16 protein-coding genes and 1 tRNA gene are annotated in these 16,113 nt (G+C 62.8%); 12 read left to right on the top strand and 5 right to left on the bottom strand.

Annotated elements, in window-relative coordinates; translation table 11 throughout:
• Nucleotides 1-675: 675 nt before the first annotated feature.
• From E8A46_RS23350 to E8A46_RS23310, 9 genes are all read left to right on the top strand, one after another.
• On the top strand, nt 676-1,824 hold the full coding sequence (locus E8A46_RS23350; protein WP_291566302.1) for a thiolase domain-containing protein: 1,149 nt from the start codon (nt 676-678) through the stop codon (nt 1,822-1,824).
• Nucleotides 1,824-2,213, top strand: a complete 390-nt coding sequence (locus E8A46_RS23345) for an OB-fold domain-containing protein (protein WP_291566300.1) — start codon at nt 1,824-1,826, stop codon at nt 2,211-2,213. The genes E8A46_RS23350 and E8A46_RS23345 overlap by 1 nt, the downstream gene beginning before the upstream one ends.
• Nucleotides 2,214-2,367: 154 nt before the next feature.
• On the top strand, nt 2,368-3,228 hold the full coding sequence (locus E8A46_RS23340) for a MaoC family dehydratase (protein ID WP_291566298.1): 861 nt from the start codon (nt 2,368-2,370) through the stop codon (nt 3,226-3,228).
• A 182-nt stretch (nt 3,229-3,410) separates the two neighbouring features.
• The gene (locus E8A46_RS23335) at nt 3,411-4,289 is read left to right on the top strand and encodes an SDR family oxidoreductase (RefSeq protein ID WP_291566296.1); all 879 of its coding nucleotides are present in this window, start codon (nt 3,411-3,413) and stop codon (nt 4,287-4,289) included.
• Nucleotides 4,290-4,484: 195 nt separating this feature from the next.
• On the top strand, nt 4,485-5,441 hold the full coding sequence (locus E8A46_RS23330) for a dihydrodipicolinate synthase family protein (protein WP_291566295.1): 957 nt from the start codon (nt 4,485-4,487) through the stop codon (nt 5,439-5,441).
• A gap of 158 nt (nt 5,442-5,599) precedes the next feature.
• A complete protein-coding gene (locus tag E8A46_RS23325) occupies nt 5,600-6,409 on the top strand; it encodes an NUDIX hydrolase (RefSeq protein ID WP_291566293.1) in 810 nt (269 codons plus the stop codon).
• Nucleotides 6,410-6,512: 103 nt separating this feature from the next.
• Nucleotides 6,513-7,442, top strand: a complete 930-nt coding sequence (locus E8A46_RS23320; RefSeq protein ID WP_291566291.1) for an EamA family transporter — start codon at nt 6,513-6,515, stop codon at nt 7,440-7,442.
• Nucleotides 7,443-7,535: 93 nt separating this feature from the next.
• On the top strand, nt 7,536-8,513 hold the full coding sequence (locus E8A46_RS23315; protein WP_291566289.1) for a tripartite tricarboxylate transporter substrate-binding protein: 978 nt from the start codon (nt 7,536-7,538) through the stop codon (nt 8,511-8,513).
• Nucleotides 8,514-8,663: 150 nt separating this feature from the next.
• On the top strand, nt 8,664-11,339 hold the full coding sequence (locus E8A46_RS23310; RefSeq protein WP_291566288.1) for a PAS domain S-box protein: 2,676 nt from the start codon (nt 8,664-8,666) through the stop codon (nt 11,337-11,339).
• Between the two features lie 38 nt (nt 11,340-11,377).
• Here E8A46_RS23310 and E8A46_RS23305 read toward each other — a convergent pair whose 3' ends face one another.
• Together E8A46_RS23305 and E8A46_RS23300 are read right to left on the bottom strand one after the other, a co-directional pair.
• Entirely contained in the window at nt 11,378-11,725 is a 348-nt protein-coding gene (locus E8A46_RS23305) for a GrlR family regulatory protein (RefSeq protein ID WP_291566286.1), read from the bottom strand.
• A 94-nt stretch (nt 11,726-11,819) separates the two neighbouring features.
• Entirely contained in the window at nt 11,820-12,203 is a 384-nt protein-coding gene (locus E8A46_RS23300) for a VOC family protein (RefSeq protein WP_291566284.1), read from the bottom strand.
• A 356-nt stretch (nt 12,204-12,559) separates the two neighbouring features.
• Between E8A46_RS23300 and E8A46_RS23295 the strand changes: the two genes are divergently transcribed.
• The 3 genes from E8A46_RS23295 to E8A46_RS23285 all read left to right on the top strand — a co-directional run bounded on the left by E8A46_RS23295 (nt 12,560) and on the right by E8A46_RS23285 (nt 14,040).
• Nucleotides 12,560-13,123 carry a hypothetical protein gene (locus tag E8A46_RS23295; RefSeq protein WP_291566282.1) on the top strand — a complete coding sequence of 188 codons (564 nt, stop codon included), beginning with the start codon at nt 12,560-12,562 and terminating at the stop codon, nt 13,121-13,123.
• A 138-nt stretch (nt 13,124-13,261) separates the two neighbouring features.
• Nucleotides 13,262-13,732, top strand: coding sequence for a hypothetical protein (locus E8A46_RS23290; RefSeq protein WP_291566280.1), 471 nt, complete (start codon nt 13,262-13,264; stop codon nt 13,730-13,732).
• A gap of 170 nt (nt 13,733-13,902) precedes the next feature.
• Nucleotides 13,903-14,040: a hypothetical protein gene (locus E8A46_RS23285; protein WP_291566279.1), complete on the top strand. Its 138-nt coding sequence runs from the start codon at nt 13,903-13,905 to the stop codon at nt 14,038-14,040.
• 311 nt (nt 14,041-14,351) lie between these two features.
• Here E8A46_RS23285 and E8A46_RS23280 read toward each other — a convergent pair whose 3' ends face one another.
• The 3 genes from E8A46_RS23280 to E8A46_RS23270 all read right to left on the bottom strand — a co-directional run bounded on the left by E8A46_RS23280 (nt 14,352) and on the right by E8A46_RS23270 (nt 16,002).
• Nucleotides 14,352-15,290 (bottom strand): transporter, encoded by a 939-nt coding sequence (locus E8A46_RS23280; protein WP_291566278.1) that lies wholly within the window; start codon nt 15,288-15,290, stop codon nt 14,352-14,354.
• A gap of 260 nt (nt 15,291-15,550) precedes the next feature.
• Nucleotides 15,551-15,627: transfer RNA gene (locus E8A46_RS23275), tRNA-Arg, on the bottom strand.
• Nucleotides 15,628-15,750: 123 nt separating this feature from the next.
• The gene (locus E8A46_RS23270; RefSeq protein WP_291566276.1) at nt 15,751-16,002 is read right to left on the bottom strand and encodes a hypothetical protein; all 252 of its coding nucleotides are present in this window, start codon (nt 16,000-16,002) and stop codon (nt 15,751-15,753) included.
• Between the last annotated feature and the right edge of the window lie 111 nt (nt 16,003-16,113).

Raw genomic sequence — 16,113 nt, 5'->3', positions numbered from 1 at the left:
GGGGCGTTGGCCATCGTCACGAACGTTGGGGCGGGATGCGGTGGACGCGAACCACGCTACTGACGAGAGCGTGTGCTTGCGGACGGCGAAGTCGTGTGGTCCTGACACCCCGACGCTGGTGTCAAGTTCTTGAGAAGCAAGCTTCTCAGGGGCGACGGTGGCAACAAAGCCCGGTCGCCGGGGAGAGCACGAAGGAAACCGTTAAAACCATTGCGCGGGGAATGCCGGACGTTTCCGGCGTGACCGTGGTGACTAACGCGTGTGCTTTCTACCACTGCACACGCGGCTGCGGACGCGCCGAGCGTCCGGCATTCCCTGCGCCCTCGTTTTTCGGGGGTGAATTACGCAACAACTCGGGCGGACTCCGCGCCGCGAGAATGCGAAGGCGTGCCTGCGATTGGCCGTCACAGCTGTGCGTCGTCCCTGCGAACGCAGGGACCCATAGCCACCGGTGCCGGTCGTTATCGATGGCGTCAGCCACGAAGCCCAAAGAGAAGCCGCGGCGTCCCGATGAGCGCAATTGCGCTCACGCCCAGGTCCCCGCTTTCGCGGGGACGACCGTGGAGCTGGGTTGATCGCTACCGTCTCGCCCGGCGGACTATTTCACCGCTTGCCAAGGCAACGCCGAAAGGCGAGAAAACCGCCCGGGAACAAGAAACGCCAGCGGAGAGCGATTTGAGTATCAAGGGCAAGGCCTATATCGCCGGGATCTTTGAGCATCCGACCCGGCACGCCCCGGATAAATCCACCGCCCAGCTTCACGCCGAAGTCGCCAAAGGTGCGCTGGAAGACGCGGGCCTGACGAAAGCCGATATCGACGGCTATTTCTGCGCCGGCGACGCGCCCGGCGGGGTGATGGCGATGGCCGATTATCTCGGCCTCAGGGTCCGTCATTTCGATTCCACCGATACCGGCGGCTGCTCCTATCTGGTTCACCTCGGCCACGCCGCCGAGGCGATCGCGGCCGGTAAATGTTCGATCGCGCTGATCTCGCTCGCCGGCAAGCCGCGCACCGGCGCCATGCCGCCGCGGGCGAGCGGCGCCGAGGTCGATTTCGAGGCCGCTTACGGCGCCACCACGCACAACGTTTACGGCATGTGCGCCATGCGCCACATGCATGAGTTCGGCACCACCAGCGAGCAACTGGCCTGGATCAAGGTCGCGGCGTCCCATCACGCGCAATACAATCCGCACGCGATGCTCAAGGACGTCGTCACGGTCGAGGACGTGCTCAACTCGCCGATGATTTCCGATCCGCTGCACCGGATGGATTGCTGCGTCGTCACCGATGGCGGCGGCGCGCTGATCGTGACCACGGAGGCGATCGCGCGCAGCCTAAAGAAGCCGCTGGTGCGCATGATCGGGCATGGCGAGGCGCTCAAGGGACCGCGCGGCGGCAAGGATCTTAATCTGACCTATTCCGCCGGCGTCTGGTCCGGTCCGCGCGCGTTCGAGGAAGCCGGCGTGACGCCGAAAGATATCAAATATGCCTCGATCTACGACAGCTTCACCATCACGGTGTTGATGCAGCTCGAGGACCTCGGCTTTTGCAAGAAAGGCGAGGGGGGCAAGTTCGTCGCCGACGGCAATCTGATTTCCGGCGTCGGCAAGCTGCCGTTCAACACCGATGGCGGTGGTCTGTGCAGCAATCATCCCGTCAACCGCGGCGGCATGACAAAGATCATCGAAGCGGTGCGGCAGTTGCGCGGGCAGGCCCATCCCAAGGTCCAGGTTCCGAACTGCGACCTTGCCATCGCCCACGGCACCGGCGGACTTCTGGGTGTTCGTCACGCCGCCTCAACCTGCATTCTGGAGCGTGTGTGATGGACAGCGCCGTGAAATACCCGACGCCGCAAGAAAATCCGGAGACGACCCATTTCTGGCAAAAGACCGTCGACGGCAAGCTGCTGATCAAGCGCTGCCTCGCCTGCGGCGAGCCACATTATTTTCCGCGCTCGATCTGCCCGTTCTGTTTCTCCGACAAGACGGTGTGGGAAGAAAGCTCGGGCGAGGGCGAGATCTACGCCTTCAGCCTGATGCGCAAATCCGCCAGCGGACCTTACGCGATCGGTTATGTCACGCTGAAGGAAGGCCCGTCGCTGCTGACCAATTTCGTCGACTGCGACATGGCAAAACTCAAGGTTGGCCAGAAGGTCAAGGTGGTGTTCAAGACCACCGATGGCGCGCCGCTGCCGTTCTTTACGCCGGTATAATGAGTTGAGCGCCACGCGTACAGCGCAAATGGTGGTCATCCCCGCGCAGGCGGGGATCCAGTAGACGCCGATGATTACTGGACCCCCGCTTTCGCGGGGGTGACAGTTAGGTTGTTGTGGTGAGACTGGAAGAAGTGCGGGAGAAGATCGCAAAATGCCGATCAACTACGATGAGCTGATGGCGCTGAAGAATCTCGGCCAGAAATACGCCTACAGCGATCGCGAGGTGATGCTGTATGCCTACGGCATCGGCATGGGCGGGGATCCCTTGAATGAAAAGGAACTGGCGTTCGTCAACGAGGCCACCGCCACGGCGCGCCCGTTGAAGGTGGTCCCGACTTTTGCGTCGGTCGCGGCATGGGGCGCCGGGCCCGGCGAGATGAATCTCAACCGGGTGATGGTGGTTGACGGCGAACGCGACATCACCTTCCACCGGCCGCTGCTGGTGGCGGAAAAGCTTATCGTCGATTCACGCGTGCTCGCCGTGTTCGACAAGGGCCAGGACAAGGGCGCGGTGATCCGGCACCAGACCGTGCTGAAGAACGAAAAGGGCGAGGAACTGGCGACGCTGGTGGCGTCGCGCTTTGCGCGCGGCGATGGCGGTTTCGGCGGACCCTCCGAGGGCCAGCCCGAACCGCACAAGGTGCCGACCCGGAGTCCCGACAAATCCATCGATATTTCGACGCGGCCGGACCAGGCCCTGATTTATCGCCTCTGCGGCGACCGCAACCCGCTGCACTCCGATCCCGAATTCGCCGGCCGAGCCGGCTTCCCGCGGCCGATCCTGCACGGCATGTGCACCTACGGCATCACCTGCCGCGGCATCCTGCAGACCTATGCGGATTACGATCCCTCCGCCTTCAGGCAGCACGCCGCGCGGTTCTCTTCGCCGGTCTATCCGGGCGAAACCGTGACGCTGGATCTGTGGAAGGACGGCAACGTGATTTCATTCGAGGCCCGGGTGAAGGCGCGCAACGTTGCGGTGATCAAGAGCGGCAAGACGGTGCTGGGGTAGAGAGGCGAGGACAATGTGCTCCCTCGCCCCGCTTGCGGGGAGAGGGTTGGGGTGAGGGGGACTCTCCACGAATTCGCTCGCGGAGAGTCCCCCTCACCCGAAATTCAAGCGCAGCTTGAATTTCGACCTCTCCCCGCAAGCGGGGCGAGGTGAGAAGGCACGGCGATAGAGGGAGCAAACACATGGGTCTACTCGACGGCAAGGTGGCGCTGATCACCGGCGCGGGCGGCGGTCTCGGCGAGGCCTACGCCAAATTGTTCGCGCGCGAGGGCGCGGCGGTCGTGGTCAACGATCTCGGCGGGCCCCGTGACGGCTCAGGCGCCGACGTCTCGATGGCGCAGAAGGTGGTCGACGCGATCAAGGCGGAGGGCGGCCGCGCGGTCGCCAACGGCGCCGACATTTCGACCATGGCCGGCGGCCAGTCGGTGTTCGACGACGCCATCAAACATTTCGGCCGCGCCGATATTCTCGTCAACAATGCCGGTATCCTGCTCGACCAGACTTTTGCCAAGGCAACCGAAGCGGCCTGGGACAAGGTGTTGAAGGTGCATCTGAAGGGCACCTTCTGCTGCACCCAACCCGTGTTCAGGTGGATGCGCGAGAATGGCGGCGGCGTCATCGTCAACACCGCCTCGACCTCGGGCCTGATCGGCAATTTCGGACAGAGCAATTACGGCGCCGCCAAAGGCGGGATTTGGGGCCTGTCCAATGTGCTGGCGATCGAGGGCCGCAAATACAACATCCGGGTCTGGACCCTGGCGCCGGGCGCGCTGACCCGGATGACATCGGATTTGCCGCGCTATATCGAAAATCCGGGCATGGCGCTTGGGCCTGATGGCATCGCGCCGGCCGTGCTATACATGGTCAGCGACCTCTCCGGGGACCAGACCGGCAAGGTGCTCGGCGTTTCCGGCCCGCGCGGCGTGCGCGAGATGCGGATGATGGAAAAGCCGGGCTGGAAACCGCCGCATACGGGCTGGAAGGCCAGCGATGTGGTTGAACATGCCAACGAGATTTTCTTCTCCGAGGAAGAGATCAAGATGGGCGCGCGGAGATTCTAGACTGAATGTCATTCCGGGGCGCGAGTGAAACGAGCGAGCCCGGAATCCATAACCACGATCGTGAGTATGGATTCCGGGCCTGCGCATCCAAGTCGGCTGTTGCCGACTTGGACAATGATATTGCCGAACTCGGGTAAACCCGAGTTCGTTGGCGCATCCCGGAATGACGGGGTAACTTAGGTAAGAAGAGGCACCATGACAAAACTCACCAACAAGGCCGCAGGCACCTTCGCGATCGCGCCGACGCCATTCCATGACGATGGCCGCATCGACGAGAAATCCATCGACCGGCTGGCCGACTTCTACACCGAGGTCGGCTGCGATGGCGTCACCGTGCTCGGCATTCTCGGCGAGGCGCCGAAGCTTGAGGGCTCCGAGTCGGAGGAAGTCGCCAGGCGCTTTGTGAAGCGCGCCAAAAATTTGCAGGTCATCGTCGGCGTTTCGGCGCCGGGGTTTGCCGCCATGCGCTCGCTGGCGCGCGCCTCGATGGATGCGGGCGCCGCCGGCGTGATGATCGCGCCGCCGCCGAGCCTGCGTACCGACGATCAGATCGTCGGCTATTTCAAGCAGGCGGTGGAAGCGATCGGCAGCGATGTCCCCTGGGTGTTGCAGGACTATCCGCTGACCTTGTCGGTGGTGTTCACGCCGGCGGTGATCCGCAAGATCGTGATGGACAATCCGTCCTGCGTGATGCTCAAGCACGAGGATTGGCCGGGGCTCGAGAAGATTTCGACGCTTCGCGGCTTCCAGAAGGATGGCTCGCTGCGGCCGCTGTCGATCCTGACCGGCAATGGCGGCTTGTTTCTGGATTTCGAAATGGAGCGTGGCGCCGACGGCGCGATGACCGGCTACGCCTTTCCGGAATTGCTGATCGATGTGGTGCGATTATCGAAGGAAGGCCGCCGCGATGCCGCGCACGATTTGTTCGACGCGCATCTGCCGCTGATCCGCTACGAGCAGCAGCTCGGTGCGGGACTGGCGGTGCGAAAATACGTGCTGCAAAAGCGCGGCGTGATCGCCTCCAGCGCCCAGCGCAAGCCGGGCTCGAACATCACTGCCACCGCGAAGGCCGAAGTGGATTACCTGCTGTCGCGCGTGGCGCGGGTCGACAAGCGCGCGAACCTGCAGCCGCAATCCAGCGCCGCCGGCTGACGCTTCTTTATCCTTAGCGACGGGCCCGGTTCGAAACCGTCATTGCGAGCGAAGCGAAGCAATCCATGGGCCCCCATTGTCCGCTATGGATTGCTTCGTCGCTTTGCTCCTCGCAATGACGAGAAACAGGGCTCGTCACAATATCTGGGAACTGGTTCATGCCCGCCGAAACCGTCACGCCGCGTCCGGCGTCCACCATTTTGCTGCTGCGCAACGGCGCGAACGGCAGGAGCCGCGGCGAAATCGAAGTCTTCATGATGGTGCGCCATTATGAGATCGACTTCAGCTCCGGCGCGCTGGTGTTTCCCGGCGGCAGCGTGGACAAAGGCGATCAGCAGATCGCAGGCCAGGCCGAGCTTTACTCTGGTGAAGCGGGGCTCGACGCCGCGGCGTTAAGTTTCCGGATCGCCGCGATCCGCGAAACGTTCGAGGAGAGCGGTATCCTGCTGGCCCGGTCGCGCGGGTCGAACATCCCGGTTGATGCGAAGCAGGCCGGTGAGATCGAGGCGGCGCACCGTACGGCGCTGTGCGAGGGCAGGACCACGTTTGCCGGGATCCTTGCCGACAATGAGTTGCTGCTGGCGCTCGACGAACTGGTGCCCTATGCGCACTGGATCACGCCGGAGGGCATGCCGAAGCGGTTCGACACCTGGTTCTTCCTGGCCGCGGCCCCGCCCGCGCAGGCCGGCGCGCATGACGGCAGGGAATCCACCGATTCGATCTGGTTGTCGCCGCGCGAGGCGCTGGCGGGCGGCGACAGCGGGCGGTTCAAGCTGCCGTTTCCGACCACGCGCAACCTGATCAAGCTCGGCAAGCAGCCTAATGTCAAAGCGGCGCTCGATGACAGCAGGGGCAAGCCGATCGTCACCGTGATGCCGGTGATGACCAGGCTGAACGGCGGCCGGCAGCTGCGCATCCCGGCGGAGGCCGGCTACGACGGCGAAGTGTTTGAAGTCGGCGCGGCGTGATGCTGGTTTGCAGAATTGATTTCACAATTCGACGTACAACGAAATATGGCAATGCCTTCGCGATGTAGTGTTTCGTCTCGACAGATATCGAGAGCGGGGCACCATGGAACAAGCACATTCGCGAAACCCCACGATCGTCATCGAATTGTCGCTGTTGCTCCTGCTGGCGACGTTGTGGGGCGGCTCCTACACCTTCATCAAGCTCGGCGTTGCAACGATCCCTCCGATCACGCTGATCGCCGGGCGGACATTGATCGCGAGCGCCTTATTGCTGTTCATCATGCATTGCCGGGGCTTGCGGCTTCCAGCGGATGCCGCGACCTGGAGCCGTTTCCTGTTTCAGGCCGTCCTTAACAGCGTGATCCCGTGGACGTTGATCGCCTGGGCCGAACGTTCTGTCGACGCCGGGCTCGCGGCCATTCTCAATTCGACTTCGCCGATCTTCACGTTTTTCCTGACCCTCGCAATCGCCCACCAGGAGGCCCCGAGCTTTCGAAAATTGTTCGGCGTTGCCGCCGGGATGGCCGGCATTTGCCTGATCATCGGCGTCCAGGCGTTCGGCGGCCTGGGCGAGCAGCTCACTGCGCAGATCGCCATTGTGGTGGCGACGATCTGTTATGCCGGGGCCGCCGTCTTCAGCCGTGGGTTCAAAGGGCTCGATCCGATGGCGCCGGCGGCGGGCTCGCTGCTCTGCGGCGCGGCAATCCTTCTGCCGGTCAGCATCGCGGTGGAACGGCCCTGGACACTGGCGCCATCCGCCAATTCGATGCTGGCGCTGCTCGGGCTTGCAGTATTCTCGACGGCGTTTGCCTTCGTGATCTATTTCCGGCTGATTCAGACGCTGGGTTCGGTGGGCACCACGGCCCAGGCTTACTTGCGGGTGCCGATCGGCGTCGCGCTCAGTGTGTTGCTGCTCGGCGAGAGCCTTTCTCCGACCGCCTGGATCGGTCTCGGCTGCGTGGTCCTTGGGGTGGCCGCGATGACGATACCGGCGCGGAGACCGATCGCAATCGACGCCTCATTGCGAGGCTGAGAGCGCCCTTGCCGCCCGCTGCGATTGCCGGCATCCTGCCGGCAAATTGCGCTTTCGAAGCGCCGCAACAACGATCAGGGCAGGGCACGCACCGTGAGGATTCGACGCCTTGGCGCGATGATGGGGGCGTGGCTGATCGCGCTTGCGCTCACGGCTGCGGGACGGGCGCAGGAGAGTTTCCCCAATCGTCCGGTGCGCGTGGTCATTCCCTATTCGGCCGGAAGCGTGGCCGACGTGTTCGGGCGTATCGTCGTCCAGAACATGGCGGCGCAATGGAACGGGTCGATCATTCTGGAATCCAGGTCCGGCGCCAACGGCTCGATTGCGGCCGAAGACGTCGCGCGCGCGGTGCCCGACGGATATACGTGGCTGTTGGTAACGACATTCTTCACCACCAGCCCCTCGCTCAACATCACCTTGCGCTGGGACCCGGTGCGCGACTTCATCCCGATCGGGCAGATCTGCCAGGCTCCGAATTTCTTCATCGTTTCCACGTCGCTGCCGGTGAAGAATGTGGCGGAGTATGTTGCCCTGGCCAGGGCAAAGCCCGGCGCGCTGAACTACAGCCATCCCGGCAAGGGGTCGACAGGGCATCTCGGCTTCGAACTGTTCAAGCGGTTGGCCGGGATCGAGGTTACCCCTGTCGGCTATCGCGGCTATCCGCAAATGGTGGCGGATATCGCCAGCGGGCTGGTCAATTCGACCTTCCTTTCCGCCAACCAGGCGATGGCGCAGATGCAAACCGGCGCCATCAGGATCATCGCCACGATCAACGACGGCCGCTCGAAATATTTCCCCGACGTGCCGACCATGGCAGAGCAGGGCTACGCCGAGGCGCAAGTGACGCCGTGGTTCGGGATCGTGGTGCCGGCCGGAACGCCGCAGCCGATTGTCGATCGCATCAGCCGGGCGCTGGAAGCTGCGCTTGCCACAGCGGAGGTGCGCGAGAAGCTCGACCTTGCCGGATGTGCGGTGAAAAGCGCGCCCCTGGGTCAGTTCGCCGATATCATCAAATCCGACATCACGCTCTGGGCGAAGGTCGTCAAGGACGCTGGTATCCCCGCGGATTGAGCTCCAGACGGGCCGTTTGCGCCTGCTGCCGGCCCCTGGCCATGCGTGGCGGCACGGGCCGGCCAGCCCCGCTGGCGCAGGGGCAAGTTCCCCCTGGGGTGAATTCCGTTCTATAATTGCCTCTACTGCCCCGAGCCGGTCCCGATACCTATGGTCTTCGCTGCACTCGTCCAACGGATACGGTCGTTCTCGCTTTCGATCGGCCAGCTGACCTTTGGCAGCTTCATGCTGCTGCTGGCGATGATCGTGATGACAAGCGTCGCCAGCGTCGTCTCCATCCGTCATATCGATGCGACCTTTGCCGAGTTGCAACACCTTCAAAGTCTGGGCGATGTGGCGGAGGAAATCGACCGCCGCACCAACGAGCTTCGGCTGGCGGCGCGCGATTTCGTGACCGATCCGGCGGCGCCTTCCAGTCAGGCCTGGGAGGCGGCTTCGTCATTGAGCGCATTGCTGAAGAAAACACGGCTGCAGCTTGCCCCCGAACAACAGGAGATGATCGACGGCGTCACCCAGCGGCTCGCCAACTACCGCAATGGAATGGAGCGCGTCACCGCATTGATCGCGCGTCGCGCGGACCTGATCGCAGCATTGCCGCCAATCCGCGGCCGGTTCGAGCGGGCAATCTCCGAAGTGCCCGACCGGGCCACTGCGAGAAGCCTGTTCCGGGCCCAAAATAAGATTGCCGAGGCCTTGCTGGCGCACGACCCGGCCTCCGCCGAGCAGTCCGCGCACAACATGCGGGCGCTTTCGATCGACGATCCGGCGCTTCGAGCGGCGACCGATGCCTATGCCGATGCGATCATTTCGATCTCGGGAACCGAAGGCCAGATTGCCCAGCTCGACAAGGAAGTGTTGGGCACCGAGGGACAGATGATCAGCCGCGTCACCGATTTGTTGCGCGACCTCGGGGCCAGCAGGGGACGCGTGCTGGCCAGCGATTTCGCCAAGACGCTTGCCCACGATAAATGGCAAAGCATCATCCTCGGGATCGCGGGCGTGCTGATCGGGCTGGCCGCCGCGCTGTTCGTGGTGAGCAGGACCGTCCGTCCGCTGAGGGAGATCGCCGGAGCCATTCGCGCGCTCGCCGCCGGGGAGAAAAATGCTTCGATTCCCGCGACCGGCGTGAAAAACGAAATCGGTGACATCGCACGCGCCGCCGAGGTGTTTCGCCGCTCGCTGGTCGATGCCGATGCGGCGCGCGAGGCGGCCATCCACGCCTTGGCCGAGCAGCGGCTGGCCGAGGAAAGCTATCGCAAGCTGTTCGAAGGCTCCGTCGACGGAATCTACGTGACAACGCCGGCCGGCGCGCTTCTCAACGCCAATCCGGCGCTGGCGCGGATGATGGGATACCAATCGCCGGAGCACCTTATCGATGGCGTCGGCGATATCGCGCAGACGGTCTACGTTCACCCCGAGGCGCGCGAGCAATACCGGTTGCTGATGCAGCGCGACGGCATGGTGCGCGAGTTCGAGTACCAGGTGCGCCAGCGCGGGGGTACGATCCTCTGGCTGTCAGACAGCGCCACGGCGGTGCGCGACGAAAGCGGCGAGGTCATTCGCTACGAAGGCACGGTGCGCGACATCACGGACCAGAGGCGCGCCGAGGAGGCGCTTGCCGAGGGCCGGCGGCTGCTGCAACTGGTGATCGACACCGTTCCAGCCGTCATCAACGTCAAGGATAAACAGCTCCGCTATGTCCTAATGAATCGCTACATGGCCGGCATTTTTGGTGTCGACCCCATTGACGCGATCGGCCACACCACGACCGACCTGATGTCGCGCTATGGCGCGCGGAAGACCGACGAAAACGACCGGCGGGTGCTGGCGGGGGGCAAGGAGCTCGGATTCTATGAGGAAGAGTATCTCGATTCTTCCGGCAACCTGCGGCACTGGCTGGTGAACAAGCTTCCGCTGCTCGACGCCGATGGCGAGGTCGAGAGCATCGTCACCGTTGCGCTCGACATCGGCGAGCGCAAGCGTGGCGAACAGGAGATGCGCAAGGCGAAGGATGCCGCCGAAGCCGCGTTGCGCAATTTGCGGGAAACCCAGAACTCGCTGATCGAGGCGGAGAAGCTCGCCGCTCTTGGGCGGCTGGTGGCGGGTGTCGCCCACGAAGTCAATAATCCCGTCGGCATCAGCCTGACGGTTGCATCGTCGCTGGAGCGCAAGACCGCGTTGTTCGCCGCCGAAGTCGCGCGCGGCGATCTCAGGCGATCGAGCCTCAATGATTTTCTCGAAACCAGCCGCGACGCTTCATCGCAACTGGTGGCCAATCTCAATCGAGCGGCCGAACTGATCGCCTCGTTCAAGCAGGTCGCCGCCGACCGCAATTACTCGGATCAGCGGACCTTCGACCTCGGCGATTTGACCGAGCAGGTGGTCATGAGCCTGCGGCCTGGCTTGCGAAAGCACCATTTGACGCTGACCGTCGACTGCCAGCCCAACCTCGCGATGAACTCCTATCCCGGGCCCTACGGACAGGTTCTCACCAACCTGTTCCTCAATGCGGTGGCGCATGCCTTTCCGGATGGCAGACCGGGCTCGGTCGATATCAAGGTGCGGGAGTCCGGCAAGGACAATGTCGAAATCCTTTTTTCCGATGATGGTTGCGGCATGAGTCTCGACGTCCGCCGCCGTGCGTTCGACCCGTTCTTCACGACGCGGCGCGACCAGGGCGGCACCGGGCTCGGCCTGCACATCGTCTACAGCATCGTGACCGATCGTCTGGGCGGCCGGCTCGAGCTTGATTCCGAACCGGGCCGCGGCACGCGAATCCAGATCATCCTGCCGCGCGTTGCGCCGCTGGAGCAGGCGGCGGAGTAGCAAGTCGGGCACGGCGTCCGCCTTCGCCTGAAAACGCCTTAATCGCTCTCGGCGAGCTTGCGCAAGGTGGCCTTGAAGATCTGGCTGGCCTTGCCGACAAGCGCCGTGCCATTCATCACCGCCGCGGTGTCGGTGAAGGTGCCGGAAACGCCGATGCCGACCGGGCTGGGTCCGCCGAACAGTGGATTGGCGTCGGGACTGGAGGTGTGACGCTGGACCAGAACCTCGCCCTTGAAGGTGTCGCCCTTCACGGTATAGCTGCCCGTATAGAACAGAAAGGCATCGCCGCCGAGGATCTTGCCGTCCCGGAACAAGACCACGCCGCTGCCCTTGCCGGACCGCCCGTCCTGCAGGCTGACGTGGATCGAGTACAAACCGTTCTTCATGATGTGGCCGATCAGGACGCCCGCTAGCGCGGCGTCACTTGTTATGCCAAAGCGGGGCGTGCAGCGTCAACGCGTCAGGTTGACCACCGCCAGCTTACGCATACTTCTTGTCGCGCTCCAGGAGTTCGATCGAGATGCCCTGCGGCCCGCGAATGAAGCAGATACGCACGCCGGGCCGAATGGTGACCGGCTCTTTGGTGAACTCAACGCCCTTGGCCTTGATCTCGGCGGCCACCGCGTCGATGTCTTTCACCGTCAGCCCAAAATGATCGAGCCCCTGATAGGGGGTCACCGGCGGCGTGTTGACGCCATCGCCTGCCGTGACCGGCGCGATGAATACCATGGCTCCGCCGAGCTTGACGTCGATACGCCCGGGGCCGCGGACGATCTCGCCGCCGAGAATGTTCTCAAGCCAGGCCGCCGTTGCCTCCGGATCGGGACTGCGCAGATGGACGTGGTCCCAGGTCACTGCCGGCATCAAGGGTCTCCCATTGGCTGATTTGGCGTTGGCTGTCGCGGCGATGGAATGATTGCGACGTGTCGCAGCGGTTAGTTTTAGCGGCCCGGTTCGGGCATGGCTATCCCCTTGGGGCTGCTGACGGGCCGCCAATCCCGGCTTGCGTCCGATTTTTGTCGCGTTTTGATGCAACTATTTTCGGTTTCACGGATTGAGCCTCCGTCGGCGGAACCGCGCAATCGGCAGTCGTAATTGGAGCCGTGCGGTGTAACGCCCGCGCGGCTCTTTTGTTGTGCGGTGCAATACGTCCGGTTCGTCGCCGCAGCAGGGCACGACAAATGCGGGAAGGATTTTACCACATCGAATCGACAGGCCTCGTGAGCCTCGCCAGCGGCCGTTTTTCGAGCGAGCCTGAGAGGATGACCGCAAGCCATTTCAGGGTAGGCATCGGCTGGCTGCCGATTGTGGTGATCGTCGGAATTGGGACGTGGCTGCTGTTCAGCTACGCCAGCAAACCAGCAGGCGGCAAGCCGCTGCAGCTGGCGACCGCCGCCGCAACCCAGGCGTCGCCTGTCACGGTTGGTCTGGCGAAAGACCACCTTTCCTTCGATCCAGCGACCGCCGAGGCGATCACGCCGGAACAACCGGCACCGGTCGACGGGCTGAAGATTTCATCGCAATCCTGGCGCAGGGGCGGGTTGGGGTCGAACGCCTTCGTCACCATGACGCTGCGCAATGCCAATGATTACGCGGTCAAGAATATTGAAATCTCCTGTGCCTTCACCCGCCCGGACGGCAGTCATTTGACCGACCGCACGCGGTTGATTCACGACGCCGTGAATATGAAGAGCCGGAAGACCTTTGCCCGCATGCATGTCGGCTTCGTCAACGTCAATGCCAGCAAAGCCAAGTGCTCTCTGCTCGCGGCCAGCCATATCTAGCTCAGGGCAATCTGTGGAAAAAGCCGGTAACGAAGCGGTAACTTCGTTGCGTGCTGTCGGCCAAGGCCGGGAACAAATCGCGCCATCCCCAGTTGGGAAAATGATCCGCACGGTCGCGCGGATGGAGCGACGCCGCAAATGCCCCTGGCACGTTATTTCTTCTTCGTCGGTGCCGCGCTGCTGGCGCTGCTGTTTATTGCCGATGCATATCTGCCAAAGTTGCCGGTCGCGGAGCGGAGAGCTGCCGTTGCGGACGTTTCGGTGATACGGATTCGCTCCGACCGGAAATGGCCCGAGCGCGTCGTTTTCGACACCACTGTCCCGCTGATCACTCCCGCGGCAACCGCGACGGTGGAGGCGAAAGCTTCGGCGCCGGCGAACGTTGCCGATGTCTCCGCAAAGGTAGCCGACGTCTCCGCTAAGGTAAGGGTGCGGGAGGTCTTTGCGCAATTGCCGCTCTCCAACCAACTGCAGCCGGCCGATCCCAGGAAGCCGGAGCCGAAGCTCCAGCCGAAACGCAAGACCATGGCGAGGAGCCACATCAATCCGCCCATGATGCTGGTCGCGCAGCAACCGCGCGTCGGCCTCTTCGGCAACAATATTTGGTGAGCTGGCTCGCTCTCCCGCCGATCGAAATCCCCTGATGCAAATTTCCCGCGAAGCCGCCGCCCGATCGGCGGAGCCGCCCGCAACGGCGGGGTTGGCAAGGATCAGCGGGGTCTCTTGATCAACCCGCTGCCATTCATGCTAGACAGTCTGTAGGCCGACGAGGTGATCAAATGAAACCTGCAGCGCCTCCGCGCGACTGGCGACACATCCACCATTCTCCGATGTTCTGGATCGGGGTGGTGCTGTGCCTGTCAGCGATCATAATATATGTGCTGTCTGACGATCTGGCGTGGCGCCCCGGACGGTGAACGCGGAGCCGGCGGACGATCTTTGGAGTTGAGGTAACGGAATGCGAATGCGCAAGCTAGCCCTTGCGGCGATCATTCTGGCTTTGGCCGGAAGCACCTTTGCTGTCGCGAGGGACAGCGCTCACAGACATGGCCACGTCCGCCATACCGAAGCAAAACCTGCAAATCCATCCGATGCGCGGTCCGCAACGATGACGCCTGAGCCGTCTGACCAGCGCCATCCCGAGGACATCGCGCTTGATCGAAAGATCAAGAGTATCTGCCGCGGTTGCTAAGCCCGCGTCACCCGGGGCGAGCCGCCCGGCCGCGCGTCAAAAGCGGGCTGAAATTCCAGTATAAATCTGCACTTTCGGCGCGGCGTTGTTGAGGCCGAGGTTGAGACCGACGTCAAGGATCGTATGCTTGTCGATCCGGAAGTTCATGCCGAGGTCGAAGGTGTAGATCGGCGGCGCCGCCCGGTCGCTGCCAACCGCGGAAAAGAGTTCGACGGTGGCGTTAGCGCCTTCAATACCGGGAAGCGGGTGGCTGACCCCGATCAAATTGACGAAGTTGGCTTCCCTGTGGTTTGCGGAGTCTTTCAGGGCATCCACTTCGGTCATCAAGGTGACGAGGTAGTCCTGGGGGAGACGCAGCGCAAGAGGCGCGATCAAGCCGCCCTCAACGACACCATTGCTGATGACGGGAGCCGACGAAGGCAATTTGACGTAGGGGATGATGGCAAAACCCACCGGACCGCCATCATTGCCGATCAGGTTGATTTTCGTCCGCAGGAGGATATCGCCAAAACCGGCGCCGCTCTCCGTGCCAGCCCCGGATAAGGCGTCGAAAGATCGCGAAGCCTGCAACCCGTTGAACTGGACTTCAACATCCGCCCAGTTGGTGACACCGATCTTGAAGGTGGGGTCGAGGGTTTGAAAGCTGTGCGTGGTGACGCCCAGATATTTTGAATAGGTATAGTTGAAGGTGTCCATTTCTAGCTCGAAATGGCCGGCGTCGATGGTTCGAACGGAAAATCCTTTTGCCGGTCGATCGGGCGTGAATTTTCGCATTTGGTCGTCCGGCGTCGGGTTGAGCAGCGTGTAGCCGCTCTTGTCGGGGGCGCCTGGATCGGGGGACGCTGGATCGTCTGCACGCGCCGAAGGCGACAGTGCCAAGAGACCGATCGTCAGGCCGGCCGTTGTGGCGGGAAGTCCCGAACGCACGAGGTCCCTCAATCTTGCAATCGGCGCCACGAAGCTGGTCCAGGTCACGTTGGTTCTCGCCGCATTCGTGATCGCTATTGCCTCGACCTCAGACGCGCGCAGCCGTGGGATCTGAGTGCGATGGCGACAAACCGCGAATGGGGTAGCGGAGCCGCCTCGTGCTCACCACTATCATTCTAGCTTTGAAGTTGATGATAAAATAGCGTTGAAGAAATCCGGCTCGCAAATTTGTTCACGGACACCACGTGCAAAATAAAGAAGCATCAGCTTCAATCTTTGCCTCGATGGGTGCCACCCACAAGATCAGGTGGCGCGCTCGGAGAGATTCGAACTCCCGACCCTCGGATTCGAAGTCCGATGCTCTATCCAGCTGAGCTACGAGCGCCTGACGGTTCGATTACCAGACTTGGCTGGGCAGGGCCAGCAGCCCCGGACCTGCGACTTTCCGGCAGAGATCGAGGCACGCCGCGACGGCGCTGGACCGTGGCGAATCATTGCACTGAGCAGCTTAGAAGCATGGGTATCGGCCGCCCTGGGCGCGATAGGCTGCGGCCCCCTGCGCGCAAAAGTTGGTCGAAGGACCGTCGTAATACGCGAAGGTGCCGGGAACAGCGCCAGGCCCGTAGTTATGGCTGTAGCTGATCGCGTAGGGGAGCCCATAGGCGTAGGCGTGCAGGTGACGACGCGCTTGCGCCTGGTTCGGGATGGTGGCCAACGCAGCCAGAATGGCGGCGGCGCAGGCGAGCTTCAGTCTGGTCATCAAGGGCCTCCCTAGGGAAAACAGGAACATTTTAGGCTAATCGGGGCTCCCATCCAGAGGGAAAATCGCCCGAAAGCCGCGGAAAATTTGCCACAGGGAACGGAATTTTGG

Origin of the sequence: Bradyrhizobium sp. (assembly GCF_004799445.1) — a bacterium.
GTDB lineage: Bacteria > Pseudomonadota > Alphaproteobacteria > Rhizobiales > Xanthobacteraceae > Bradyrhizobium.
Note: the sequence above shows the minus strand (reverse complement) of the source record. Positions and strands in the feature narration are given on the sequence as shown.